Origin of the sequence: Pseudomonas sp. PDM14 (assembly GCF_014851905.1) — a bacterium.
Classification (GTDB): Bacteria; Pseudomonadota; Gammaproteobacteria; order Pseudomonadales; family Pseudomonadaceae; genus Aquipseudomonas.
In genome coordinates this window covers 2280246-2305566 of record NZ_JACVAQ010000001.1, presented here as the reverse complement: position 1 = coordinate 2305566, position 25321 = coordinate 2280246, and the positions used below count along the sequence as shown (strand labels likewise).

Below are 25321 nucleotides of genomic sequence, written 5' to 3'. Positions count from 1 at the left end.
CAGCCGCGACATGGCATTGATCCTAGGCGCGCCCGGCGGTGCAGGCAAACGAGGATTTCGCATGCTGTTGTGCGCTTTGCTCACTTCGAGATAGCCTGAACAGCCTTCATACCGACCGACAAGTGAGGCGAATGCATAGATGCGCCGTAAGATCCCCAGCACCGCCGCGCTCGTCGCGTTCGAGGCCGCCGCCCGCCAACAAAGCTTCACCCGCGCCGCGGAAGAACTGGCCCTGACCCAGAGTGCCATCTGCCGGCAGATCGCCAGCCTCGAGGAGTTTCTCGGTGTGGCCCTGTTCCGCCGCTCGCGTCGCGGCGTGGTGCTCACCGAAGCGGGCAGTGCCTATAGCCGCAAGGTCGCCGCACAGCTGGATGCGGTAGAGCGCGACACCCTGGCACTGATGGGCCCGCAGGGTGCGATGAGCATCGAGCTGGCGGTGGTGCCGACCTTCGGTACGCAGTGGCTGCTGCCACGCCTGCGCGATTTCCAGCGCCAGCACCCGGAAGTCACCGTGCACCTGACCAACCGCACGCGGCCCTTCCTGTTCGCCGACACCAGCTTCGACGCCGCCATCTATTACGGCGATGCGGAATGGTCCGGCACCGAGGCCCACGTGCTGATGCCCGAATACCTGCAGCCGGTATGCAGCCCGGCCCTGCTCGGCGGGCGCAACCTGTTCAGCCACGACGAGCTGGCCGTGCAGCCCCTGCTGCAACAGACCACGCGCCCCTACGCCTGGCGCCAGTGGTTCAATGCCCAGGGTCTCAGCGTGCCGCGCGACATGACCGGGCCGCGCTACGAGCTGTTCTCCATGCTCGCCCAGGCCGCCCAGCACGAGATGGGCGTCGCGCTGATTCCACCCTTCCTTATTCAGCGTGAACTGGCCGAAGGCAGCCTGGTTCCCGCCCACGCGCAGACCCTGCACAGCGCCGACAAGGCCTATTACCTGATCATCCCCGAGCGCAAGGTCGAGTCCGCGGCGCTGTGCGCCTTCCGCGACTGGCTGCTGCAGGCCGCTCGCGACTACGCAGCAGGCGCCGCCTAGAGCCGCCTCATCGACGTAGTGCTTCGCACACGGCACTACATGAAAAACCTCATGAAAAGGCTGCAGCCCGCGTGGCTGCTGGCCGCGAACAGAATTTCGAACAAACCGTGCAATACCCTGTACGCCCCAGCCCAATCGACGAACGGTTATTCACGTTTCGTATGGCCATTCGCCCTACAGGCCCCGTCAGGCATGGTTCAGGCCACTGCTGGCAAGGGTTGTGGCTGGTATAAAAGCCAACGACACCACCTATAACTTGTAGTTATCGAATTCCAAAACTCCATAAATTCTTGAAGGCCTTGGCGTTCGCCTGCAAAATGCCGCGCCCGCCACCTTTCGAGCGGGTTATGTGCTGATCCGCCCCCGCCGACGCGCCAACGTAGTGAGTCGGTTCATCAAAAACGATCACGCAGGAGAATTTGAAGTGCACATCGGTGTTCCTCTCGAGACCCATGCCGGTGAGACGCGCGTAGCCGCGACTCCCGAAACCATCAAGAAGCTGATCGGCCAGGGCCACCAGGTCACCGTGCAGAGCGGTGCGGGCGTCAGCGCCAGCATCCCGGACAGCGCCTACGAAGCTGTCGGCGCCACCATCGGCAGCGATGCCGCTGCCTTCGGTGCCGAGCTGGTGCTGAAAGTGGTCGCCCCGACCGACGCCGAACTGGCCCACATGAAAACCGGTGCCGTGCTGGTTGGCATGTTGAACCCGTTCAGCAACGAGACCATCGCGCGCCTTAACGCCCGCGGCGTCACCGCCTTCGCCCTGGAGGCCGCCCCGCGCACCTCCCGCGCGCAGAGCCTGGACGTGCTGAGCTCGCAAGCCAACATTGCCGGCTACAAGGCCGTGCTGCTGGCCGCGCATCACTACCCGCGCTTCATGCCGATGCTGATGACCGCTGCCGGCACCGTGAAGGCCGCACGCATCCTCATCCTCGGCGCCGGTGTGGCCGGCCTGCAGGCCATCGCCACGGCCAAGCGCCTGGGTGCGGTGATCGAAGCCTCCGACGTGCGCCCTGCCGTTAAAGAGCAGATCGAATCCCTCGGCGCCAAGTTCGTCGACGTGCCGTTCGAGACCGACGAAGAGCGCGAGTGCGCCCAGGGTGTCGGCGGTTACGCCCGCCCGATGCCGGCTTCGTGGATGGAGCGTCAGGCCAAGGCGGTGCACGAGAAGGCCAAGCAGGCTGACATCGTCATCACCACCGCGCTGATTCCGGGCCGCAAGGCACCGACCCTGCTGCACGAGGCGACCGTCGCCGAAATGAAGCCAGGCTCCGTGGTCATCGACCTCGCCGCGGCACAAGGCGGCAACTGCCCGCTGACCGAAGCCGAACAGGTGGTGGTCAAGCACGGCGTGACCATCGTCGGCCACAGCAACCTGGCGGCCCTGGTGCCGGCAGACGCCTCGGCCCTGTATGCGCGCAACCTGCTCGACTTCCTCAAGCTGGTCCTCGACAAGGACGGCCAGTTCCACGTCAACCTCGAAGACGACATCGTCGCCGCGTGCCTCATGTGCCGCGACGGCCAAGTCGTCCGCACCAACGGCTAAGGGGAGTACCGGACATGGATATGATTTCCGACGGCATCTACAACCTGATCATCTTCGCGCTGGCCATCTACGTGGGTTACCACGTGGTGTGGAACGTCACCCCGGCCCTGCACACCCCGCTGATGGCGGTGACCAACGCGATCTCCGCGATCGTCATCGTCGGCGCCATGCTGGCGGCTGCCCTGACCGTGACCCCGCTGGGCAAGGCCATGGGCACCCTGGCCGTGGCCCTGGCCGCGGTCAACGTCTTCGGTGGCTTCCTGGTCACCCGACGCATGCTGGAAATGTTCAAGAAGAAAGCGCCTAAAGCCGCGGCGGAGAAGCACTGACCATGAGCATGAACCTGATCACTGTTCTCTACCTCGTTGCCTCGATCTGCTTCATCCAGGCACTCAAGGGTCTGTCCCACCCGACGACATCCCGTCGTGGTAACGCCTTCGGCATGATCGGTATGGCCATCGCCGTGCTGACCACCCTGGGCCTGATCCACAAGCTCGGCAGCGAGCTGGCGCTGGAAGGCATCGGCTACGTCATCGTCGGCCTGCTGGTCGGCGGCACCGCCGGCTCGATCATGGCCAAGCGCGTCGAGATGACCAAGATGCCGGAACTGGTCGCTTTCATGCACAGCATGATCGGCCTGGCCGCGGTCTTCATCGCCATCGCCGCCGTCGTCGAGCCGCAATCGCTGGGCATCGTTGCCGCCCTGGGCGACGCGATCCCGGCCGGTAACCGCCTGGAGCTGTTCCTCGGCGCCGCCATCGGTGCAATCACCTTCTCCGGTTCGGTGATCGCCTTCGGCAAGCTGTCCGGCAAGTACAAGTTCCGCCTGTTCCAGGGCGCGCCCGTGCAGTTCAAGGGCCAGCACCTGATCAACCTGCTGTTCGGCCTGGCCATCGTCGGCCTGGGCCTGTACTTCACCTTCACCGGTGACATCCGCGCCTTCGCCCTGCTGGTGGCCCTGGCCTTCATCATCGGCGTGCTGATCATCATCCCGATCGGCGGCGCCGACATGCCGGTCGTGGTGTCGATGCTCAACAGCTACTCGGGCTGGGCGGCGGCCGGTATCGGCTTCTCGCTGAACAACTCGATGCTGATCATCGCCGGTTCGCTGGTGGGTTCTTCGGGCGCCATCCTCTCGTACATCATGTGCAAGGCGATGAACCGTTCGTTCTTCAACGTCATCCTCGGCGGTTTCGGTGGTGCGGCTGAAGAAGCCGGCCCGGCTGGCGCCAAGGAAGCCCGCCCGGTGAAATCCGGTTCGAGCGACGACGCTGCCTTCCTGCTGACCAACGCCGACACCGTGATCATCGTTCCGGGTTACGGCCTCGCGGTTGCCCGTGCCCAGCACGCGCTGATGGAGCTGGCCGAGAAGCTGACTCACCGCGGCGTCACCGTGAAGTACGCGATCCACCCGGTTGCCGGCCGTATGCCTGGCCACATGAACGTCCTGCTGGCCGAGGCCGAAGTGCCTTACGAGCAGGTGTTCGAGATGGAAGACATCAACTCCGAGTTCGGCCAGGCCGACGTGGTGCTGGTGCTCGGCGCCAACGACGTGGTCAACCCGGCCGCGAAGAACGACCCGAAGTCGCCGATCGCCGGCATGCCGATCCTCGAGGCCTACAAGGCCAAGACCGTGATCGTCAACAAGCGCTCGATGGCCAGCGGCTACGCCGGCCTGGACAACGAACTGTTCTACCTGGACAAGACCATGATGGTCTTCGGCGACGCCAAGAAAGTCATCGAAGACATGGTCAAGGCCGTCGACTAAGACACCCTGCTCCGCCACGAAAAACCCGGCCATGTGCCGGGTTTTTTGTTTTGACGCCACGCCCGCGAGCGTTTATGCCGGCACCGCTGGTGCGCAATCGAACGGACGAGCACCTTGCTGTCACGTCCATAGCGCGCGATGCTGGCAAAGACCCCCCCATCGGAGTATCCAACATGTTCCCTTTCCGCCTGTTCTCGCTGGCAGCTCTGCTGTCCCTGGCCACCACGGCCTCCGCCACCAGCTTCGTCGTCACCACCGACACCATCGGTAGCGCGCTGGCGGGAACCACCGATGTCAGCGTCGATATCTCCTCGTCGTTCAATGACGACAAGCTGGTGCTGGCCGCCCGTGATGACGCCGCCAGTTTCGTCGCCAGCCAGGGCGCCGTGCGCGGTGCGCAACTGGAAGCGGCCCTTTTGCACATTCGCCAGGTAGCGCCGCAGCTGACCGCCAGCGACGAGCAACTGGCGCAGGCGATTCTGGTGCTGTAAGCCACGCCCGGCGAGGCGTGCGCTGATCGCGTGATGGCCTTGGCGTCCCGCTACTCGCGGGCTTGAACTGCTGCGCACTATTTTCGTCAAATACGCCACATCCGTTCGTCCATGCCCTGGAGCACTCATGCGCAGCCTGCTTTCCGCCCTCCTCCTGTCCAGCCTCTGCCTCGGCGCCACCGCCGTTCACGCACAGACCCTGGTCGCCACCAGCAACATCATCATCCGCGCAGTGGATCGCAGTTTCGACTTCACCTCCGACACCACCACGTCGATCCGTGACATGAAGGTGATCCGCGCCGCCCGTGACGACGCGGCCAGCTTCGTCGCCAGCGCTGGCGAAATCCGCGGTGCACAGCTGGAGGCCGCCTTCGGCACCCTGCGCGAGCGCCTGCCGGAAGCCCGTCAGGCCGATGACCAGGCGCTCGCCGAAGCCATCCTCGCACTGTGAGTTCGCGCGTCGCCCGCTGGCTGGCAGCCTTTGCCCTGCTGGCCAGCGGCAGCGTTCAGGCCAATCTGCGCCTGAGCCTCGATGCGACGACGCTCACCCCTGATCAACGTCGCGCCAGCCAGGCGCTGCTCGACCAGGCCCTCGCAGCCCTGCCGCCGCTGTTCATCCAGCGCCTGGACCGCGAGGTCCGCGTCAGCTGGTCCGACGACCTGCCCAGCAATGCCTACGGGCGCATCACCACCCTCGACTCGCTGGCCCTGAATGCCAACCTGCTACCGCGCCTGCTCGACCCGCAGCAGGCCGACGCCCCCAGCGGGCGCCCACATGGCAGCCTGCGCCGCGAGCTGCTGGCCACGGTGCTGCACGAGCTGACCCACCTGTACGACCGCGCGCGGGCCTGGCCCATCGCCGAGCAACAGGCCCTGCGCCGCTGCCAGACGCGCATGACGGTGAACGGCGCCGTCGGCCTGCCCGACGGCTGCCGCGGCCAGGACGCGCGACGCTTCACCCTCAGCGACGACCCGCGCCTGCTCGATCTCGCCGGCTGGCAGCAGCAGGTCGGCAAGCGCGGCGCCCGTGACCTCAGCAATGGCCAGGACGCCCGCAGCCCCGACCTCTACGAGCTGAGCAACCCGCGCGAGTTCGTCGCGGTGAACATGGAGTATTTCCTCCTCGACCCCAGCTACGCCTGCCGCCGCCCGGCGCTGCAGCGCTATCTGCGCACGCATTTCGACTGGGCACCGGCGCAGCAGGAGCCTTGTGCCGGCACCCTGGCCTACCTCAACGCCGGCCGCGACTTCGACCGCGAACCGCTCGGCCAGCTCGACCCGGAGCGCGTCTACCAGGTCGACTACCTGCTCGCCGAGGCCAACCAGCAGTGGGCCAGCCGCTGGGGCCACAGCATGCTGCGCCTGGTCATCTGCGCGCCGGGCCGCCCGCGCGGGCCGGACTGCCGCCTGGATCTCGACCACCACCTGGTGCTGTCCTACCGCGCCTTCGTCGGTGACGTGCAGCTGTCGAGCTGGGACGGCCTGACCGGCGCCTACCCCTCGCGCCTGTTCGTCCTGCCGCTGGCGCAGGTGATCGACGAATACACCAAGGTCGAGCTGCGTGGCCTGGCCTCGGTGCCGTTGAAGCTGTCACGCGACGAGCTGGAGCAACTGGTCGAGCGCGCGGCCGAACTGCACTGGAGCTACGACGGCGACTACTGGTTCATCTCCAACAACTGCGCCGTGGAAACCCTCAAGCTGCTGCGCAGTGGCACCGGGCGCCGCGAGCTGCAGAGCCTCGACAGCATCATGCCCAACGGCCTGCTGGACGTGCTCGCCGGGCGTGGCCTGGCCGACCGCAGTGTGCTCGATGACCCGCGCGAGGCGCTGCGCCTGGGCTATCGCTTCGACTCCTTCCGCGACCGTTATCAGGCGATGTTCGGCGTGCTGCGCGAACGCCTGGCGGTGCCACAGAGCCGCGTCGAGGATTGGCTGGAACTGCCGGCTAGTGCCCGCGCGCCCTGGTTCGAACAGGCCGACCTGCGCGCCAGCGCCGCGCTGCTGCTGCTGGAACAGGCGGCCATGCGTCGGCAGTTGCTGCTGGCCCAGGACGACCTCAAGCAGCGCTACCTGCAAGCGCGGGAAAATCACCAGCCGGGCTTCGCCAGCGCCGACGACACCCTGCGCCAGATTCTCGCCAACAGCGGCTTCCTCAGTCGCCCGGCAGAAATGCTCGACGCCGGCTACGGCCTGCCGCAGAGCGCCGAATGGCAACGCCTACAGGCGCAGAGCAGCGAGCGCCAGCAGACCCTGCGCCGCCTCAGCGACGAGCTGGATCAGGAAGTCCGCCGCCTGCTGCAGCCGGAGCGCCGCGCCGAGATCGAAGCGGGCGAGGCCAACCTGGCGCTGCTCGCCAGCCACCTGCGCGAACTGCACAAGGCCAGCGGCGGCTTCGTCCTGCCCTGAACGCTCAACTGCCGGCGATGAACTCGCCGGCTTCCTCGGGCAGGTGCTCGTCCAGGTGCAACCAGGGCAGGCGGCTGGTCACCCAGATGTGGCGGTCCGCCGCTGCCTGCGCGACATCGTCGAGAGTCGCCACGGTGACATCCAGCGTGGCCGGGCTGTGGCGGGTGAACAGCGCCAGGTTGCAGCCGCAGTCACGGCAGAAATAGCGCGTGCAGCTGCTCGAGGAGGCGTACTCGCCAGGCGTGCCGGCCAGCCAGTGGAAGCTCGCCAGCGGCACGCTTATCCAAGTGGTGACGATGCCACCGGTGGTGCGTCGACAGATCGAACAGTGGCAATGGGCGATGTCGCGCAACGGCGCGTCGAAGCGATAGCGTAGCTGCCCGCACTGGCAGCCTCCGGTGTGCGACTCGGTCATCCCGCTCTCCTTCATTCAAGCCCTTCGCCCTGCCGACCCTACGCAGCCGACGAGCCGCGCGCAACGCACGTGGCCACTGGTCAGGCACGAGCACGAACCGGCGATTGAAAGCTGGCTGAAAGTTTCGCTTCGTAGCATCGGCGCACCGTCGGCATCAGACCGACCGGCTCGGCGTGGCATTTTTCCGCGTTCGGGCACCCCGACAACAACAAGATGGGTGATTGCCATGCCTCGCTCCAGCCGCCGTTCCGGCCGCTTCACGCCTTCCCTCCGTTCGCCGCACGCCCCGCGCTGACTCGTCGCGCCCGCGTTTAGCCCCCATTCGACCGGAGATATCCCCCATGCTGACGTTCCTTGGCTTCGCCATGGTTTCGACGTTCATGTTCCTGATCATGAGCAAGCGCCTGTCGGCGCTGATCGCCCTGATCATCATCCCGATCCTCTTCGCCCTGATCGGCGGCTTCGCCACCCAGATCGGCCCGATGATGCTCGAGGGCATCGGCAAGCTCGCGCCGACCGGCGTCATGCTGATGTTCGCCATCCTCTACTTCGCCATCATGATCGACTCAGGGCTGTTCGACCCGCCCGTACGGCTGATCCTCAAGCTGGTCAAGGGTGATCCGCTGAAGGTCGCGGTCGGCACCGTGGCCCTGGCGCTGATCGTCTCGCTCGACGGCGACGGCTCGACCACCTACATGATCTGCGTCGGCGCCATGCTGCCGCTGTACAGCCGCCTGAAGATGAGCCCGACCATCATGGCCGGTCTGATCATCATGGCCGGCGGCATCATGAACATGACCCCCTGGGGCGGCCCGACCGCACGCGCCGCCAGCGCCCTGCACGTAGACCCGTCGGACGTGTTCGTGCCGATGATCCCGACCATGATGCTCGCCGCCCTGGTCCTGTTCGGCGTCGCCTACCTCTACGGCCTGCGCGAGCGCAAACGCCTGGGCGTGCTGCACCTGCCGGACGAGCAGAGCGGCCAGGAAGACATCAGCGTCTCGCAGTTTCCCGAGGCGCGCCGGCCCAAGCTGATCCTGATCAACGCGGCACTGACCATTGTGCTGATGACCACCCTGATCGCCGGCCTGCTGCCGCTGCCGGTGCTGTTCATGATCGCCTTCAGCATCGCCATGATCATCAACTACCCCTGCCTGCAGCAGCAGAAGGACCGCATTGCTGCACACGCCGGCAACGTCCTGGCGGTGGTCGGACTGATCTTCGCCGCGGGCATCTTCACCGGCATTCTCAGCGGCACCGGCATGGTCGACGCCATGTCGAAAAGCCTGCTGGCGGTAATTCCCGATGCGCTCGGCCCGTATCTCGCGGTGATCACTGCACTGGTGAGCATGCCGTTCACCTTCTTCATGTCCAACGACGCCTTCTACTACGGCATCCTGCCGGTGCTCACCGAGGCCGCCTCCAACTACGGCATCAGCCCGGTGGAAATGGCCCGCGCCTCGATCGTCGGCCAGCCGGTGCACCTGCTCAGCCCGCTGGTGCCGTCCACCTATCTGCTGATCGGCCTGGCCAAGATCGAGTTCGGCGACCTGCAGCGTTTCACCCTGAAATGGGCCGTGCTGATCTGCCTGAGCATCCTGCTCGCCGCCCTGCTGCTGGGGGTGTTCCCGCTGTTCGGCGGATGACCGTGCGACTGACGGAAATTTCACGCAAAGCCAGATAGAATTCGCCGCTTGGCCGACGCCGCGCGCCAACCGACCACACTAATTTGCAAGGAATAGATAATGGAATGGCTGACCAACCCGGAAATCTGGGTTGCTTTCCTGACACTGACGGCCCTGGAAATCGTCCTGGGCATCGACAACATCATCATGATCGCCATTCTGGTCGGTCGCATGCCGCCGCACATGCAGGCGCGCACGCGCTTCTTCGGTCTGGCGCTGGCCATGGTCACGCGCATCCTGCTGCTGCTGTCGATCACCTGGATCATGCGTCTGACCACCGACCTGTTCCACCTCTTCGGCCAGGGCATTTCCGGACGTGACCTGATCCTGTTCTTCGGCGGCCTGTTCCTCCTGTGGAAGAGCAGCAGCGAGATCTACCACGGCCTGGAAGGCGAAGACGAAAGCGAAGGCACTGCCTCGGGCGGCGCCGCGCGCAACTTCATCGGCACCATCATCCAGATCGCCATCATCGATATCGTGTTCTCCCTCGACTCGGTGATCACCGCCGTCGGCATGGTTTCCCACGTACCGGTGATGGTCGCCGCGATCATCGTCGCCGTGCTGGTGATGATGCTGGCCGCCGGCACCATCAGCGACTTCATCGACAAGCACCCGTCGCTGAAGATGCTCGCCCTGTCTTTCCTGATCGTGGTCGGTACCGTGCTGATCGCCGAATCGTTCGAGATTCATGTGCCGAAAGGCTACGTCTACTTCGCCATGGCCTTCTCCCTGGCCGTCGAAGCGATCAACATCCGCATGCGCACCGCACGCAAGAAGAAGGTCGACCCGGTGAAACTGCGCAAGGACATTCCGGGGCAGTAAGCCACAATCTCGCAGACAGGAAAACGGGGCCATCAGGCCCCGTTTTCGTTTTCACGCCGGCGGCTGCAGTGGGGCTCGACGCGCACCCGGTCGCGAGGCGAACCCGGCTGTTGCATCATGAGCTCCCCTTGCCGTGCGCTAACCCCATTCGATCAGGAGACACCCGCCCATGGCCGACCAGGACATCGCCGAAACCCTGCATGAACAAGCCATGGCCCTGCAGGATGAGGGTGAGGAGGCGCAGGCCCTCGCGCTGTATGCACGCGCCCTCGAACTCGACTACGCCCGCCCGGTGACCCACTACAACATCGGCCTGATCCACAAGTACCAGCGGCGCTGGGTCGAGTCGCAGGAAGCCAATCGGCTGGCCGTGGAGTTCGAGCCCGAGGATGAGGCGAGCAACTGGAACCTCGCCATCGCGGCCACCGCCAACCACGACTGGCGCACCGCGCGGGAGGTCTGGCAGCGCCTGGGCCTGGCCATCGAACCTGGCGATACACCCATCGAGCAGGACTTCGGCCAGACGCCCGTGCGCCTCAATCCCGATGGCGACGCCGAAGTGGTTTGGGCCCGGCGTATCGACCCGGTCCGCGCGCGCCTGCTCAACATCCCCTATGCCGACTCCGGATTCCGCTACGGCGATATCGTGCTCAACGACGGCGCGCCCGTCGGCGAGCGTGAAGTGGAGGGTCGCGTGTATTCGGTATTCAACGTGCTGGAGCTGTTCCAGCCCTCGCCCAACAGCACCTTCGAAGCCGAACTGCGGGTCAGCGGCACCCAGGATGTCGACGCGCTGCTGCAGCAGCTGGAGGCGGCGGGCATCGCCGCCGAAGACTGGTCACGCTCGGTTCGCACCCTGTGCCGGCAGTGCTCGGAAGGCCTGCCCCACGAGCACCATGAGCAGCACGACGTGGTGCTCGACGACCGCCAACCGATCCGCCTGATCGCCATCGCCGGCCCGGATGAGCAGGCTATCCGCCAGGCCCTGCACGCCTGGAGCGATGCGCAGCGCCAGCTGACACGCCTGGACTGCGTGCTCGCCGCCGGCAAGCCGCACTGATACTCAGGCCCTGAGGCAGCGCCACCGCCCGGTAAAGCGGTGGCGCCGGTCCGTTATTCCAGGGTGAACCACTGCACCTCGACGCGGCGGTTCTTCTCGCCGTCCTGGCCGAGCGGCTCTTCCCAGCCACGGCCGACCAGTTCGATGCGGTCTTCCTTGATGCCGGGGTGGCGCGCCAGCAGCGCGTCCTTGACCGCCTGGGTGCGTTGGCGCGAAAGGTCCATGGCCTTCAGCGCCATGCTCTTGACCAGCGCCGGGCCGCCCTGGCGCTCGAAATCGCCGACCATGGCGTTGTCGACGTGGCCGCGCAGCAGCACGATGGAGCCGGGGCTGACCTGGAGGAATTTCTTGATCGTGTCCAGGTAGTCCTGGTTTTCCTTGGCCTGCTTGTCCAGCTCGGCCGAGTTGGCCTCGAAGAAGAAGCGGATGTCCTTGCTCAGCAGCGCATCGCCTTCCAGGGCCACCTTGCCGCTGGTGCGGATCGGCGCGATGGCGATGGCCTGGCCTTTGAACTGGCCACTGCCATCCAGCGCCTTGAGGTGCTGCACGTCGGCGAAGCGCGCCGGGTCCGCGGGGTTCTTGATCAGCGCGCCGTAGGCCAGCACCGAGGACTGGAAGATGCCCTGGAACGAGCCCGCCGAGGCGATGCTGCCGTCGAAGAACGCCAGGTTCTCCGGCAGGTTGCTCAGGTGCACCTTGCTCAGCTCGTCGAGGGTTTCCTCGCGGGTCCAGCCGAAGGCCTTGGCCACCACGTCGGCATGCGCCTGCGGGTTGTCGCGCAGCAGGCGGTTGCCTTCGAGCAGGCCGTGGACCAGGCCCTTGACCTTGTCCGGGTTGGCCGTGGCGAAGCCCTTGTTGACCACCAGGATGTCGGCCACCACCAGCAGGTTGCGGTTGGACACCAGCATCTTCGCCGCACCGGCGGACTCGGCGACCACTTCGTCGGTGCGCGGCGACCAGCCCACGCAACCGTTCAGGCGGCCGCTGCCAGCCAGCTCGGCGGCGTAGGCGTCGCAGGCGATGAAGGCGTCCTCGTAGAACACCAGGCCCAGCTCGTTCGGCGCCGGGCGGCTGTCCAGATCACGCAGCACCTTGACCGGCACGCCGGCTTCGGAGGCCAGGTAGCGGATGAAGAACTCGCTCTCGTTGAACTGGCTGGCGCCGAGCACCTTGCCCTTGAGCTGGTTGACGCTGGCGATGCCGCTGTCCACCACCACCTGATCGGCACCGCGGGAGAAGGCGATCTGCGCCGGCACGGTGACATCGAACTGGCGACCGAGCACGGCAAGCACGTCGGTGGTGGTCGCCACCGCGCCCATCTGGCCGTTGTTCAGCGCCGACCACTCTTCGCTCTCGCCCTTGTTCAGGCGCACCTGGAAGCCGTACTGCTTGGCGAAGATCGACTCCGGGTTGGGCTCCAGCCCGCCGTTGGCGACGATCAGGCCGCCGTAGCCGGCGTACTCGCTCATGTCGATGTCGATGATGTTGTTCTTCATCTCGTACGGCGCGGCGGACTGCAGCACCGGTGTGCCGGTGACCGGTTCCACCGGGTCCGGCGCCGCCGTGCCTCCGGTGAGGCTCGATTGCAGCCCGGCCAGCGGGCTGTCACCGTCCTGCTTGAGCATGTCCTTGGTCACCAGCCAGCCGCCGAGGCCGAGCAGGCCGAGCACCAGCACGATGGTCAGCAGCTTGCCGGCGGCGCTGCCGCGCTGGCGCAGGCGGGATAGGGTTGAATGCATGACGTGTCTCCCTGTCAGTGGCGGCAATCGCGCGCCAATCAGTGTCCGGCCGACTCGGCCGTGGCTGTTTTTTTGCCCTGACCCTGCAGCACATAGCGCGGCAGGGCCTGTTGGTCGTTGAGTTCGAGTACGCCGATCAGATCGCGCTGGCTGTTCAGCCAGCGGCTGGCTTCGTTGAAGGACGACGTCAGCGCATTCAGCGCCACGCCGATCTGTTCTTCGTCGGTGGCCAGCAGCGTCTGTTCGCGGATCAGCGCGATCTGCTGGTCGATGCGTGCAAGCTCCGCATCGACATGCTCCTTGCGCCGCAGCCCTTCGGCATGGGCGGCCTGGCGCGCGTCGATCACCTGCTTCTGCTGCTCCAGACTGCGGCGCAGGTCAGCGCCGATATCGCTGGCGGCCAGGCGCTTGTCGATCTGGTCCTCCTGGGCCTGCAACTCGGCGCTGTCCGCGGCGGCGGTATCGACCACCACGGTCAACGCCTGGCCGGCGACCAGCAGACGCAGGTTGAGCCACACCAGCTGCGACAGGGCATCGGCGTGCGAGGCCATCACCGGGGAGCGCGAGAGCAGCTGCAGGACCTCGCGAGCACGCCCTTCGATGCGTTGCTGACGCTGCTTCTGGCGCTCGTCGAGCAACGCCAGGCTGGCTTCGTAACGGTCACCAGCCGGGTCCACCGGCAACTGACGGGCATCCACCGTACGGCGAAAGCGCGCGTTACTCGACAGCACGCCGAGGTAGGCCAGCTCCAGTGCGCCGCCGATGATCCAGAAGCCCGGGCTGATGAACGCGCCGAGCAGGCCGAACGTCGCCAGGCCAAACCAGTTCAGCGGCAGCGGCATGCCCAGCGCACGGGCGTTGAACGCGGCCCACAGGTACTTCATGCGGCGCCTCCTTCCTGGCCCAGCGAACGAAGCGCCGCGGGCACGAAGGCGACATCGGTGGCCTCACGGATGGCGATGACCATCTGCTGACGCAGCACCTGCGGCGACACCGGCGGCTGGTAGCCCTGCAGACACTGTTCGAGGGCCGCCAATGGCGCCAGACTCGCGGTACGCACCTGGCGGTAGACCTTCACCGCCAGTGCCTCGGCAGCGCCCGGGGTGAGCAGCAGCGGCAGCTCCAGGCGCTCCAGCGCGGCGCTGTCGAGGCTGATGTCGAAGCGCTTGAGCATGGCGCGCAACAGCGCGGCGCTTTCTTCCACCGTGGTGGTCGGCAGCAGCGGGATCTTCACGTCGACGCGGCCCGGGCGCTTGAGGTCGACCTCGATCAGGTCCGGGCGCGACGAGGCAAGAATCCACACCACCTTGCCGCGGTTGTCGGCGGCGCCCATCTCCTGGGCGATCATCGAGTAGATGCGCCCGGACAGCCCGCCGTCGCCGCTGCCGCCATCGCGCTTGCCGAGGGTCTGATCGGCTTCGTCGATGAACACGATGCAGCGGCCGAGGCCACGGATCAGGCGGAAGATCTTTTCCAGGTTGCCTTCGCTGGAACCGACCCAGCGATCGCGGAAGTTCTTCAGCTTGACCACCGGCACGCCCGCTTCGCCAGCCAGGCACTCGACCAGGTAGGTTTTGCCGGTGCCGACCGGGCCGCAAAAGATGTAGCCCTTGGGCAGCGCGCGCAGGTCACTGGCCTGCCACAGCGCCATGTCCTGGCGCAGCCAGGTCTTCAGCGCGTCCTGGGCGTGGTAGTCGTCGAGGGTACGCGCGGACTCGATGAATTCGACCAGCCCGGCGCTATCAGCCTCGACCAGCTCCTTCTTCGCTGCGATCCAGTCCTGCGGGCCAAGCACCTTGCCCTCGTGAGCGCGGCGCCTGACCAGGCTGGCGAGGGCACTGAGGCTGACCCCGGCGAGGGTCTGCACCGCGCCGGTTTCCTCGGCGGCGAAGGCCTTGGCGTGGTCGATGCGCAGCTGCGCCAGACACTGTTCGAGGCTGCTGGCGTCCGGCAATGGCACCTGCACGCGGTCGATGCGCGGGTTGTTGGCCACCAGCGGGTGCAGGTCGTTGAGGTTGTCGGCGAGTAGCAGGCTGGCGAAGGCCATGTCGCTGAACGGCGGCTCGGCGGCCCAGTCGCGCACCAGGCTGGCCAGGCTCGCCGTGGCAAAATCGCCCTGCTGGCTGGCCGGCAGGATCAGCTCGGCGCCGCGCAGGATCACCGCAACGTGCTCGCTGTCGCCACGCCCCAGCGCGCGCAGGTTGGCGCGGTAACGCAGGTAGCGGCTGATCAGCTCCACCGCTTCGCGCGGGTCATGCGGCCACGGCTGCACCTGCGCTGCCGCCGGCCATTCGGCGAAACGCTCGGCGCCGCGCAGCAGGCTCAGGCCGTTGCCCGGGTCGTAGAGAAAGACGATGTCGAAAGTGCCGAGCAGCCGCGCATCGAGATAGCGCGTCAGGCTGACCAGGCGGCCGTCCAGCAGGAAGCGGTCGGCGACGTTGCCGTACAGCACGAACTGGCCGTGGGCACCGCTCTCGTACGCCAGGCGCAGCTCCTCCAGCCAGGCAGGTGCCTGCGGGGCTTGGACCGCGGCCATGACTTACTGGCTTTCCGACTGCGGGTTGCTACCCATGCTGCGATTGGCGGCGGGCACTTCGGTGGTTTCCTGGCCAGGCAGGGCGATGCCTTCCTTCGCCGCGAAGTCCGCCAGAGCCTGGTCTGCCAGGGCATCCATCTCGGCTTCCTTGAGGTTCACTTCGCTCATGTCCATCGAATCGCGGGCCATGCGCGCGCGGCCGGCGGCCTTGGTGCGCTCTTCCTCGACCATCTCGTGCAGGCGATTGAGGGTGTCGCCCGAGCCGCCGATGGTGCTGACCATGCCGGCCGCCATCTCGTTCATCTCGGCCATGGCGGTCTTCATGCGCATGTCGTTGATCGCGCCCTTGAGCGCTTCGATCTTGGCGCGCGCGGCGTTCACCGCCACTTCGCGGGCCTTGGTCAGGTTCTGATAGGTCTCTTCGGCCTGGGCCAGTTGGCGGCGGTTCTCTTCCAGCTCGCGGGCCAGGGTCTGCAGGCGCAGGGCGTTCTGTGCGGCAGCGGATTTGTTGCCGGCACGCAGGTGCGCGGTGGTGCGGGCATGCAGTTCACGCTCTTCGGTTTCCTGCTTGCGCACCTGGCTCATCAGGCGCTCGGCCAGGCCGGCGTGGGCAGCCAGGCCCTGGTTGAAGTTGGCGATCTGTTTGCGCAGGTTTTCCTGCTCCAGCTCCAGCAGCGCTTCCGGATTCTTGCGCTCCAGGTCCTTGATGAACAGGGAGAGGATGCCTTTGAAGACATTGGACAGGCGGGCAAACATGGCGACTCCTTGCGGTATGTACGGTCCATCCTGAGCCGGCGGCCAGGGCCGGCAGGGCTTGGCGCATTCTTCGCGAGCAGGCCGGCAGATGCAACCGCGACGGGCGAGTTTAGCCACGGCGTTGGCGATAGATCACCTTGCGATTGCCTCCCGTAGGGTGCGCCGTGCGCACCAGAAGCCCGCACATGGTTTGTGGTGCGCACGGCGCACCCTACGTGTGTAAAGCGTCAGAAGAGGTCGAGCTGATTACCCAGGTTAGCCGCGGAAGGCGTGACGCTGGCCGGCGCCACAGGCGTTACACCCAGGCGCTCGGCCAACCCCGCCGCGCGCTCGGCCTTGCTGTTCACCGCCTCGCTCAGGCGTGCCGGCAGGGCCCAGATTTCCACCTGCTGCTTGGCGCGGGTGATGCCGGTGTAGAGCAGTGCGCGGGTCAGCAGCGGGCTGGGCAGGTCGGGCAGCGCCAGCAGCACTTCGCTGAATTCCGAGCCCTGGCTCTTGTGCACGGTCATGGCGAAGGCGCTGTCGTGGCTGGGCAGGCGTGCCGGGGCGAAAGCGCGGTAGCCGTCTTCACCCTCGAAATAGACGCGTAGGCCGTGTTCGCCGTGCAGGCACAGGCCGATGTCGCCGTTAAACAGGCCCAGCGCATAGTCGTTCTGCCGCACCATCACCGCACGGCCGGGGTACCAGCGCTCGCGCTCGGGCAAGCTCAGGCGTCGCTTGATCCGCGCCTCCAGCGCCTCGTTGATGCCGCTCACACCCCACGGCCCTTCACGCTGTGCGGTGAGCGCGCGAAAAGCGTTGAAGGCGGCGAAGGCCTGGACCGGATCACCGTTACGCGCGGCCTGCAGGTAGGGCCGGTAGCCCTGGTCGAGGCGCTCCAGCAGCGCGGCCGACGTCGGCTGGTCCTGCCAGTGCAGGTCGGCGCGGCGCTCGCGCAGCAGGTTCAACGTACCCGCTGCATCGCCGCCATTGATCCGCCGCGCCAGTTCGCCGATGCCGCTGTCGCCGGCGAAGCGGTGGCTGTGGGTGAGCAGCACCACGGCGTCACCAAGCCGCGAGCGCGGCGGCTCGACCGGTACGACCTGGCCGGTGATGCGCTGCAGATCGGCCACCGCCACGGCGTCAAAACCGCGGCCTTCGCAGAGTTCGGCGAACACCGCGCCGGCTTCCACGGCAGCCAGCTGGTCCTTGTCACCGAGCAGGATCAGCCGCGCGTGCGGCGGCAGCGCGTCGACCAGTTTGGCCATCAGCGCCAGGTCGACCATCGAGGCTTCGTCGACCACCAGCACGTCCAGCGCCAATGGCCGCGCCGCGTCGTGACGCACCTTGGGCGTGTCGCCGCGGCTGCCGAGCAGGCGGTGCAGGGTGCGCGCTTCCTCAGGCAGGGCCGCCTTGATCGCCTCGCTGACCGGCAGCGCCGCCTTGGCGTTGCGGATCGCCTCGGCCATGCGCGCCGCCGCCTTGCCGGTGGGCGCGGCCAGGCCGATGGCCAGGTTGGCACCGCCCGACTGCTCAAGGAGTGCCGCGAGCAGGCGCACCACGGTGGTGGTCTTGCCGGTGCCAGGGCCGCCGGAGATCACCGCCAGGCGCCGCCGCACCGCCTGCGCCGCAGCCAGGCGCTGCCAGTCCGGCGTGTTGCTGTTGAAGGCGAACAGCCGCGTCAGGCTTTCACCCAGCGCCGCTTCATCGACCGCCGGCACGTCCGCCGCGCGCTGCAGCAACTGTGCGGCGAGCTGGGTTTCGTAGGCGTGGTAGCGGGCCAGATACAGGCGCTGGCCGTCGAGGATCAGCGGGGCGAAATCACCCGGCACGCCGACCAGGGCGCTGGCCTGCAACTGCGTGCGCCAGTCGGCCAGGCTCGGCAAGATAAAGGCGAATTCCGCCCAGGGTCGGCGACCGGCGTAACGCGCTAGCGGCAGGCACACATCGCCACCGGCCAGGGTTTCAGTGCACAGCGCGGCGGCGGCCAGCACGGCCTCCGGTGCCGCCGGATCGAGACGGCGCAGGCTGTCGACCAGCGCCCGCTCCAGTGGGCCGAGGGGCAGATCGGCAAGATTCATCGGCAACTCCCGTAGGGTGCGCCGTGCGCACCGACTGGGCCCGAGCCGATCACGGTGCACACGGCGCACCCTGCGAAACGGCGCATCACTGGCCCTCCGCGAACAGTCGGTCGAGGGCATCCAGCAGTTCGTCACTGGGCCGGGCGAAGTACACGCCGGCTTGCGGCATGCCGCGCAGGAACAGGTAGTAGGCGCCGCCGAGCTGATCATTGCTGAAGTCGGCCAGGCGCTGACGCAGGAAACGCCGCAGCGCCACCAGGTAGATCAGGTACTGCAGGTAATAGTGCTCGCCGGCCAGGGCCTGCAGCAGGCGTTCGCCGCCGTAGTGGCTGGCGTCCGGGCCGAGCCAGTTGGACTTGTAGTCGAGGATGTACCAGCGCCCATCGTGCTCGAAAGTGAGGTCGATGAAGCCCTTGAGGAAGCCCTCCAGGCTGTCGAACTCCAGGCGCTCGGCGGCCAGGCGCAGCGGCTCGGCCAGGCCCATGGCGGGGTCGGCCAGGAGTACGCGCAGGCGCTGTACATCGAGGTTCTTTACCGGGAAGGTGAAGCCCAGCTCGGGCAGGCGCCGCCCGCGTTGCAGGCTGGCCAGGGTCAGGCCGCTGCCATCGAGGTCGGTGTCCAGCACCTGCTGCAACTGCTGCCCGGCAACCGCGCTCCACAGCTCGGCATCGATGCCGTGGGCGGTCAGCGCCGGGGCGACCAGTTCGGCCAGCGGCGCCTTGTCCCGCGCCCAGTCTTCGAGGATGGCGTGCAGGCAGGTACCGGCGCGCGCACCACGGGGGAAGGCAAAGAAACCGGCGCCCGGTTCGCTGGCGGCGGGCAGCGCCAGGGCGTCGCGGTCCGGTGCCTCCATGTGCATGCCGGCGGACAGGCCGGAGAAGCTGCCGATGCGCCAGGCGCTGTGCAGGCTGCGCTGGAACGGCTGCAGCGCGGCCGGTGCCTGGGCGCGCTGTTCGCCGCCGGCACTGGCCTCGCGATTGAGCAGCGCGATGCGGGCGATCATGCCCTCGCTGCTCTCGGCCAAACGGTCCAGCTCGGCACCGAGAGCGACGCCAGGCTTCTCGTTGAGGTACGCGGCCAACTCGGCGAGAGCGTCCTCGCCGAGCAAGTGGCGACCGTGTAGCAGCCAGGCCAGGGCACTGCTGTGCAGGCCTTCATCGGGCAGGGCAGCGGTCTTCTGATTCGGCTTGGGCACGGCCACCGGGCCCCAGTGCAGCCACAGGCGGTCGCGCGCGCGGGTCAGAGCCACGTAGGTCAGGCGCAGCTTCTCGGCGAATACTTCACGCCGCGCCGTTTCCAGGTGCTCATCGAGCTGGGCGCTACCCAGGTCGAGCAACGGCTGGCCGTGTTCATCGTGGCAACGGGCGCTGTCGGTGTGCTGGCCGAGCAAGCGGCCGTCCCACAGGAATGGGCAGAACACCAAGGGGTATTCGAGGCCCTTGGAGGTGTGGATGGTGACGATCTGCACACGCTCGGCATCGCTTTCCAGGCGCAGCTGCGCATCCTCTCCCGCGCCCTCGCTGCCCCGCTGGCCGTTGAACCAGGCGAGCAGCGCTTCCAGGCCGGGGCGCTGCAGGCACTCGGTCTGCAGCAGTTCGGCCAGGTGCAGCAGGTTGGTCAGCCGACGCTCACCGTCGATGCCGGCCAGCAGGCGCTCGGCCACCTGCTCCTGATCCAACCACGCTCTAAAGACGCGCATAAAGCCGTGCTGCTGCCACAGCTGGTGGTACTGCTCGGCGTCGGCGCGCTCCTTGTCCCAGGCACGTTCGTCGTCCTGGCAGCGCGCCAGTTGCGCGGCATCACGGCCGAGCAAGCGGCTGGCCAGGGCGTAGCGCAGCACGCCCTCGCGGCCCGGCTCGGCATAGGCGGCGAGTACCGCCGCCAGCTCGCCGGCTTCCTCGCTGTGCCACACGCTGTCGCGGCCACGGCGCACGCTGGGCACGCCGCGTGTGGCCAGTTCGCCGGCGACGCTGGCGGCCTCACGGTGGCTGGCGACCAGCACCGCGATATCGCCGCCACGCAGCGGTGTGCGCTGGCCATCGTCGGCGAAATAAGCCGTGCCCTCGGCGCTGGCGGCGAGCAGGCCGGCGATGCGCTGGGCGGTGTCGATGGCGGCGATCTCACCGGCGCGGCCCTTGTTGAAGCCCTCGTCGCCAAGCCAGACCAGTGCCAGCGGCGCTGCGTCTATATCGTCCGGTAGCACAAGCTGCGCACGGGGCTTGTCGCCGGCGCTCACCCGCGGATAGTCCAGGCCGATTTCGGCAAACGGTTGCGGGCGGTCGAACAGGCGGTTCAGCGCGTCGATCAGTTGCGGCGTGGAACGGTAGTTGAACGGCAGGTCGTAGCAACGCGCGGCGGCATCGCGAGCGGTGAGGTAGGTCGCCAGGTCGGCGCCGCGGAAGGCGTAGATCGCCTGTTTGGGGTCGCCGACAAAACACAGGTCACCACCTGCAGTGCCCGGAACAACCGGGTAGATGCGGTCGAAGATCCGGTACTGCACCGGATCGGTGTCCTGGAATTCGTCGATCAGCGCCAGCGGGTATTGCGTACGCAGGGTCGTTGCCAGGTCATCGCCGGCCGGGCCGTGCAGCGCCTCGTTGAGGCGGTTGAGCAAATCGTCGAAGGCCAGCAGGCGCTGCGCCGCCTTGCGCGCCGGCAGCTCGGCGTTGAGCTGGTCGAGCAGCTGCACCTGCAGGGCGATGAGCTTCTGCCGCCCGGCCGGCACCGCAGCGCCGAGCGCTTCGCTGAGCCCGTCGAAGGCTTCGGCGATGGCGCTTTGCGGCGCGTCGAAGCCTTTCTTGGTGGCCTTGTGCAGCGCGGCGGCGCCGAACTTGCCCAGGCCATCCGGCACTTCGAACAGCGCAGCCGGGTCGGCGAAGTAGGCGTCCAGGCCGGCAGCCCACAGCTGGAACTTGGCCGCCTTGTGGGTGCTCTGGCTGAGCCCGTCATGGCCGCGCAGCTGCTCGACGAACGCCGCACCCTGCTCGCGCCATAGCTGCTCGGCACGCTCCCAGGCGCGACTGGCGGCATTCAGCTCGTCACCGCTGGCCTGCTCGCGCGGCTCGATGCGCAGGTACGGCTTGCCCAGGTGGCTGCGCAGGCGCTGGCGCAACAGCGCCGGGGTGATTTTCTGCTTGGCCAGGTAGCGCGCCCAGGCCGGGTCGGCCTCGGCCAGCACGTGACGCCAGGCATCGCCGAGCAGGGCGTCGAGCACCTCGCGGTCGTCCTGGGTCAGCTCGCTGTCGAAGTCGCCGCCGGCCTCGAAGGCCGAGTCCTGCAGGGCGCGCTGGCAGAAGCCGTGGATGGTGAAGATCGCCGCCTCGTCGAAGCCATGCACGGCCAGCAGCAGGCGCCGACGCGCGTCTTCGCCGGGATGGCGACGGTGCAGTTCGGTGAGGAAGCCATCCTTGCTCGGCGTGCCTTCGTAGACCGCGAGCAGTTCGGCCAGGCGCGCGCGAATGCGCTCGCGCAGCTCGGCGGTGGCGGCAGTGGTGTAGGTGACCACGAGGATCTGGCTGACGCTGAGTTGCTGCTCCAGCAGCAGGCGCGCGTACAGCGCGGTCAGGGTCCAGGTCTTGCCGGTGCCGGCGCTCGCCTCGATCAGCGAGCGGCCGGTGAAGGATGAGGTCTGCAGGTCGAGGCTCATGCGTCCTCCTCGTCGGCGGCCAGGGCCAGCAGCGCCGGGCCGAGCAGCTGTTCGGCGAGTTGTTCGAAGCGTTCGCCGAGCGGCTCGCGGTCACGGAAGGCCAGGGCGTACCAGGCATCCAGCGCCTCGCCGGGAATCGGGCTGAAGTCGGCACCGAGCCAGGCGCCCAGCGCTGCGCCACGGGCGGCGTCGATGGGTTCTTTCTTGCTGCGCGCGCTGGGGGTGACCAGCGCCTTGGCGAAGTCGTGGCTGCTGCGGGTGAGGAACGGCAGCGGCGCGCTGAGCGCTTCGCGGTAGGCGGCCAGCCAGGGTTCGAGCAAGTCGCGCGGATTGCCCAGCGGGCCGAGTTGCCAGTCGCCGGCCGGGGAAATCAGCAGGCTGTGGCGGGCGATGTCCGCGTCGGCGGCGATGTTCAGCAGCAGGTGGCGCAGCCAGAAGCCGGGCAAATCCCAGGCGCCGGGAGCATTGAGGCGCCAGTCGAACAGGCCGCTGGCGGTCACGCCGTCCAGCCAGCCATGCACCCGCACGCCTGCCTGGGTGACATCGACTAGCAGCGGCTGCGGTGCATCTGCCGGGCGCGCTTCGAACAGCCGTGGAGCAAAGGCACGCACCGGGCCACGCAGCTTGCCCCACAGGGCGTGGCCGAGTTCGCCGGGCGGCAGCCAACCGGCAGCGCGGGCGATACGGCGTTCCTGCTGCTCGCTCCAGTCGCGCTCCACCGCCTGCAGCGCCAGGTTGCGCAGGCCACGACGGGCCGGGCCTTCGAGGCTGAACGGCTCGTCGCTGGCAATCGCTTCTTCCTCGTCGGCCAGGCGCAACCCCAGGCGTTGTTCGAGAAGAAAACGCGCGGGGTGGCGGAAGCAGTGCAGCAGCTGCGACGGCTCGATGGTCAACCACTCTTCGCCCGGTTCCGGCAGCTGGACGAGGAAGGGCGGCGGGCTCAACAGCGGCGCCTCGGCCAGGCGCTGGGCGGCGCGGAACCAGGAACCGGAGAAGCCCAGCTGCTGCCCGGTTTGCTGAAAGTTGCCGGGGGCGAAGGGTTGCAGCGGGTGGGCGACGGTGATGGCGGTGCTGGCTTTGCCACTCAGCGCGACGCTGGTGCTGTCGACGGCTTCGAGCAGTTCGCTGACCAGCACCGAGGGCGGCAGCACGGCGTTGTCGCGCGGGTCGCGGCCAACGTAGCTGAGGTACAGGCCGTCGCGCGCCGAGAGCAGGGTTTCCAGCAGCAGGTAGCGGTCGTCCAGGCGCCGCGCACGATCACCGCGGCGCGGCTTCTTGCCGATCAGGTCGAAGCCGGCCACCGGCGTGCGCCGTGGCAGCGCGCCGTCGTCGAGGCCGAGCAGGCAGACCTGGCGGAACGGCAGGCTGCGCATCGGCACCATGGTGCAGAAGGTCACCGCGCCGGTGAGAAAACCCGAGGCACCGCCACCGGCCTCCAGCGCGGTGCCGAGCTGCTGGCGCACCAGGGCCAGTTCCAGCGGGCGGCTAATGCCGGCGTCCGCGGCCTGGCGCGCCAGCGCGGCGCAGGCCTGGCTGAGCAACAGCAGGGTGTCGCCGGCTTCACGCTCGTCGAACAGGTTGTCGATCAGCCCTTGCAGGTCGAGCGCCCAGTCAGCCAGCGGGCGCGCGCGCTGCAGGCTTTCGGCCAGGCCGGCGAGCTTGCCGACGAAAGCACAGAGGCGCCCGAGCAGTTGCCCGCGTGCGCCTTCCAGGGCGTCCAGCGGCAGGCTGTCACCGAGCAGCGGGATCGCTTCACCGGCCAGTTGCGGCGGCGCGGCAAACCCGAGCAGCAGGCGATCCAGGCCCTGGGCCCAGGTGAAGGCATTGTCATCGGGCAGGCCGAGGGCGCGGCGGTGCTCGCCATCGCGGCCCCAGCGCACGCCGGCGTCGCGCAGCCAGTCGCGCAGCAGCGGCAGGTCTTCGGCCTCGATGCCGGCGCGGCGGGCGATGGCCGGTTGCTCCAGCCAGGCCAGCACTTCTTCCGCGGCGAAACGGCTTTCCGCCAGGGCGAGCAGGTCGAGAAAGGCTTCCAGCAGCGGCAGTTCGGCGCGCAGGCTGCGGTCGGCGAGGCTGAACGGGATGCGCGGGGCGGTCTGCCGCGAAGCACCGGTGCGCGAGGAGAACACCGCCTCGATGTACGGCGCGTAGCGTTCGATATCCGGGGTCAGCACCACCACCTGATCGGGGCTCAGACTGGGGTCGGCGGCGAAGCGCGCGAGCAGCTGGTCATGCAGGATTTCCACTTCGCGCAGTGGCGAGTGGGCGACGTGCAGCTCCAGCGAGCGGTCGTCCGCGCGCAGGGTGATGCGCTCGTCAGGCTGGCGGGTGCGCAGGCGCAGAATGTCGTGCTGCAGGGCGTGCAGCAGGCTGTCGTCGAGCAGGTCGGCGTCTTCCGAATACAGCCCGGTTTCCTGCCCACCCTCGGCCGAGGCCAGGCTGAACAGGCTGTCGAAGAAGTCGCGACCCTGCTTGCCGAGGCTGGCCAGCAGCGGATGGCCGACGTCGAGATACCACTCGTCCGGGCTCAGCTCCGGTTGCCTGGCCAGTTCGCGGATGTCGCGGATCTCGCCCCAGGCTTCGCGGCACGGGTTGAGGGCGAACACCACCACCTCGGTGTGCCGCGCCAGGCCGTCGAGCACGCGCAGGTGGTGCGGCGGCAGCGAGCTGATGCCGAACACCAGCAGGCGCTCGGGCAGGCCGGCGATGGGCGTGGCGTCGTACAAGCGTTGCAGCAGGTCGTCGAGCAAGCGCGCGCGGTGCGGGTGGCCGTCGGCGGTCAGCTCGCGCCAGAGCAGGGCCTGCCAGGCTTCGTCGGCGCCGAGGTCGCACAGCTCGCCGCGCTCCCAGGCCGCCAGCCAGTCATCGCGATAGAGCAGGTACTGGTCAAACACGTCGGCGATCTTCGCCGCCAGGGACAGCCGCCGGCGTTCGTCGCCACCTTCCAGGTAACGCTGCAGGCGCTCGGCGCGCTGCAGGTTGGCCGGCTCGCACAGCCAGTCGTAGAGGCGCCAGGTCAGCGTCACCGGGGTGAAGGCCGATTGCTCCGGCAACTGGCCAAGCACCTGGCGCGAGAGGTCCCAGACGAACGCCGACGGCAGCTGCACCTCCAGCTGCATGGCGATGCCCTGCTCGCGCGCCAACTGCAGTGTCAGCCAGCGGCCGATGCCCTGGCTCGGTACTACCACCCGCGCCGGCGCGAACGGGTCGCGCTGCGGCTGGGCGAGCAGACGCGTGGCCAGGGCGCCGAGGGTTTCCAGGTCGGGGGCGTGGAAGAGGTTGAGCATGGGGGGCCGGGAATCCTGTCGAGGTCGCTAGGTTACCAGCCTGATGCCGCCTCGCGACAACC

The 25321-nt window shown here is 67.7% G+C and carries 19 protein-coding genes; 10 read left to right on the top strand and 9 right to left on the bottom strand.

The window, feature by feature from the left end; all coding sequences use genetic code 11:
- Positions 1–139: 139 nt before the first annotated feature.
- A complete protein-coding gene (locus IB229_RS10835; protein WP_192328265.1) occupies positions 140–1045 on the top strand; it encodes a LysR family transcriptional regulator in 906 nt (301 codons plus the stop codon).
- A 262-nt stretch (positions 1046–1307) separates the two neighbouring features.
- On the opposite strand, the gene IB229_RS10830 is transcribed toward IB229_RS10835, so the two are convergent.
- Positions 1308–1475, bottom strand: a complete 168-nt coding sequence (locus IB229_RS10830; RefSeq protein ID WP_192328262.1) for a hypothetical protein — start codon at positions 1473–1475, stop codon at positions 1308–1310.
- Between IB229_RS10830 and IB229_RS10825 the strand changes: the two genes are divergently transcribed.
- The 6 genes from IB229_RS10825 (at position 1470) to IB229_RS10800 (ending at position 7256) form a co-directional block, all read left to right on the top strand.
- A complete protein-coding gene (locus tag IB229_RS10825; RefSeq protein WP_192328259.1) occupies positions 1470–2591 on the top strand; it encodes a Re/Si-specific NAD(P)(+) transhydrogenase subunit alpha in 1122 nt (373 codons plus the stop codon). The two genes, IB229_RS10830 and IB229_RS10825, sit on opposite strands and share 6 nt — an antisense overlap.
- Before the next feature lie 14 nt (positions 2592–2605).
- Positions 2606–2920 (top strand): NAD(P) transhydrogenase subunit alpha, encoded by a 315-nt coding sequence (locus IB229_RS10820; protein WP_192328256.1) that lies wholly within the window; start codon positions 2606–2608, stop codon positions 2918–2920.
- 2 nt (positions 2921–2922) lie between these two features.
- Positions 2923–4359, top strand: coding sequence for an NAD(P)(+) transhydrogenase (Re/Si-specific) subunit beta (locus IB229_RS10815; protein WP_192328252.1), 1437 nt, complete (start codon positions 2923–2925; stop codon positions 4357–4359).
- A 173-nt stretch (positions 4360–4532) separates the two neighbouring features.
- The gene (locus IB229_RS10810) at positions 4533–4850 is read left to right on the top strand and encodes a DUF2388 domain-containing protein (RefSeq protein WP_192328249.1); all 318 of its coding nucleotides are present in this window, start codon (positions 4533–4535) and stop codon (positions 4848–4850) included.
- A 127-nt stretch (positions 4851–4977) separates the two neighbouring features.
- Entirely contained in the window at positions 4978–5301 is a 324-nt protein-coding gene (locus tag IB229_RS10805; protein WP_192328246.1) for a DUF2388 domain-containing protein, read from the top strand.
- Positions 5298–7256 (top strand): DUF4105 domain-containing protein, encoded by a 1959-nt coding sequence (locus IB229_RS10800; protein WP_318652095.1) that lies wholly within the window; start codon positions 5298–5300, stop codon positions 7254–7256. The genes IB229_RS10805 and IB229_RS10800 overlap by 4 nt, the downstream gene beginning before the upstream one ends.
- Positions 7257–7260: 4 nt before the next feature.
- Here IB229_RS10800 and IB229_RS10795 read toward each other — a convergent pair whose 3' ends face one another.
- Positions 7261–7671 carry a GFA family protein gene (locus tag IB229_RS10795; protein ID WP_192328243.1) on the bottom strand — a complete coding sequence of 137 codons (411 nt, stop codon included), beginning with the start codon at positions 7669–7671 and terminating at the stop codon, positions 7261–7263.
- Between the two features lie 341 nt (positions 7672–8012).
- Here IB229_RS10795 and IB229_RS10790 point away from each other — a divergent pair, with 341 nt between their 5' ends.
- The 3 genes from IB229_RS10790 (at position 8013) to IB229_RS10780 (ending at position 11238) form a co-directional block, all read left to right on the top strand.
- Positions 8013–9317, top strand: coding sequence for a CitMHS family transporter (locus IB229_RS10790; protein WP_192328240.1), 1305 nt, complete (start codon positions 8013–8015; stop codon positions 9315–9317).
- 99 nt (positions 9318–9416) lie between these two features.
- Positions 9417–10178, top strand: coding sequence for a TerC family protein (locus tag IB229_RS10785; RefSeq protein WP_192328237.1), 762 nt, complete (start codon positions 9417–9419; stop codon positions 10176–10178).
- 169 nt (positions 10179–10347) lie between these two features.
- The gene (locus tag IB229_RS10780) at positions 10348–11238 is read left to right on the top strand and encodes a tetratricopeptide repeat protein (protein ID WP_192328234.1); all 891 of its coding nucleotides are present in this window, start codon (positions 10348–10350) and stop codon (positions 11236–11238) included.
- A gap of 53 nt (positions 11239–11291) precedes the next feature.
- Here the strand turns inward: IB229_RS10780 and IB229_RS10775 are convergent, their stop codons facing one another.
- The 7 genes from IB229_RS10775 to recC form a co-directional block, all read right to left on the bottom strand.
- Positions 11292–12977 carry a phosphate ABC transporter substrate-binding/OmpA family protein gene (locus IB229_RS10775; protein WP_192328231.1) on the bottom strand — a complete coding sequence of 562 codons (1686 nt, stop codon included), beginning with the start codon at positions 12975–12977 and terminating at the stop codon, positions 11292–11294.
- A 38-nt stretch (positions 12978–13015) separates the two neighbouring features.
- Positions 13016–13861 (bottom strand): hypothetical protein, encoded by an 846-nt coding sequence (locus IB229_RS10770; protein ID WP_192328227.1) that lies wholly within the window; start codon positions 13859–13861, stop codon positions 13016–13018.
- Complete coding sequence (locus IB229_RS10765) at positions 13858–15513, bottom strand: AAA family ATPase (RefSeq protein ID WP_192328224.1); 1656 nt, start codon at positions 15511–15513, stop codon at positions 13858–13860. Before IB229_RS10765 ends, IB229_RS10770 begins: the two co-directional genes overlap by 4 nt.
- A gap of 3 nt (positions 15514–15516) precedes the next feature.
- Positions 15517–16269 carry a PspA/IM30 family protein gene (locus tag IB229_RS10760; RefSeq protein WP_192328221.1) on the bottom strand — a complete coding sequence of 251 codons (753 nt, stop codon included), beginning with the start codon at positions 16267–16269 and terminating at the stop codon, positions 15517–15519.
- 227 nt (positions 16270–16496) lie between these two features.
- The gene (gene recD / locus IB229_RS10755; protein WP_192328218.1) at positions 16497–18329 is read right to left on the bottom strand and encodes an exodeoxyribonuclease V subunit alpha; all 1833 of its coding nucleotides are present in this window, start codon (positions 18327–18329) and stop codon (positions 16497–16499) included.
- An 85-nt stretch (positions 18330–18414) separates the two neighbouring features.
- The gene (gene recB, locus IB229_RS10750; RefSeq protein ID WP_192328215.1) at positions 18415–21975 is read right to left on the bottom strand and encodes an exodeoxyribonuclease V subunit beta; all 3561 of its coding nucleotides are present in this window, start codon (positions 21973–21975) and stop codon (positions 18415–18417) included.
- Entirely contained in the window at positions 21972–25259 is a 3288-nt protein-coding gene (gene recC / locus IB229_RS10745; RefSeq protein ID WP_192328212.1) for an exodeoxyribonuclease V subunit gamma, read from the bottom strand. Before recC ends, recB begins: the two co-directional genes overlap by 4 nt.
- Between the last annotated feature and the right edge of the window lie 62 nt (positions 25260–25321).

Bases quoted from the DNA above. Each gene is read 5' to 3' on its own strand.
- IB229_RS10835 (WP_192328265.1), top strand. From the start codon at position 140: ATGCGCCGTAAGATCCCCAGCACCGCCGCGCTCGTCGCGTTCGAGGCC.
- IB229_RS10820 (WP_192328256.1), top strand. From the start codon at position 2,606: ATGGATATGATTTCCGACGGCATCTACAACCTGATCATCTTCGCGCTG.
- IB229_RS10815 (WP_192328252.1), top strand. From the start codon at position 2,923: ATGAGCATGAACCTGATCACTGTTCTCTACCTCGTTGCCTCGATCTGC.
- IB229_RS10810 (WP_192328249.1), top strand. From the start codon at position 4,533: ATGTTCCCTTTCCGCCTGTTCTCGCTGGCAGCTCTGCTGTCCCTGGCC.
- IB229_RS10805 (WP_192328246.1), top strand. From the start codon at position 4,978: ATGCGCAGCCTGCTTTCCGCCCTCCTCCTGTCCAGCCTCTGCCTCGGC.
- IB229_RS10795 (WP_192328243.1), bottom strand. From the start codon at position 7,671: ATGACCGAGTCGCACACCGGAGGCTGCCAGTGCGGGCAGCTACGCTAT.
- IB229_RS10790 (WP_192328240.1), top strand. From the start codon at position 8,013: ATGCTGACGTTCCTTGGCTTCGCCATGGTTTCGACGTTCATGTTCCTG.
- IB229_RS10785 (WP_192328237.1), top strand. From the start codon at position 9,417: ATGGAATGGCTGACCAACCCGGAAATCTGGGTTGCTTTCCTGACACTG.
- IB229_RS10780 (WP_192328234.1), top strand. From the start codon at position 10,348: ATGGCCGACCAGGACATCGCCGAAACCCTGCATGAACAAGCCATGGCC.
- IB229_RS10775 (WP_192328231.1), bottom strand. From the start codon at position 12,977: ATGCATTCAACCCTATCCCGCCTGCGCCAGCGCGGCAGCGCCGCCGGC.
- IB229_RS10770 (WP_192328227.1), bottom strand. From the start codon at position 13,861: ATGAAGTACCTGTGGGCCGCGTTCAACGCCCGTGCGCTGGGCATGCCG.
- IB229_RS10765 (WP_192328224.1), bottom strand. From the start codon at position 15,513: ATGGCCGCGGTCCAAGCCCCGCAGGCACCTGCCTGGCTGGAGGAGCTG.
- IB229_RS10760 (WP_192328221.1), bottom strand. From the start codon at position 16,269: ATGTTTGCCCGCCTGTCCAATGTCTTCAAAGGCATCCTCTCCCTGTTC.
- recD (WP_192328218.1), bottom strand. From the start codon at position 18,329: ATGAATCTTGCCGATCTGCCCCTCGGCCCACTGGAGCGGGCGCTGGTC.
- recB (WP_192328215.1), bottom strand. From the start codon at position 21,975: ATGAGCCTCGACCTGCAGACCTCATCCTTCACCGGCCGCTCGCTGATC.
- recC (WP_192328212.1), bottom strand. From the start codon at position 25,259: ATGCTCAACCTCTTCCACGCCCCCGACCTGGAAACCCTCGGCGCCCTG.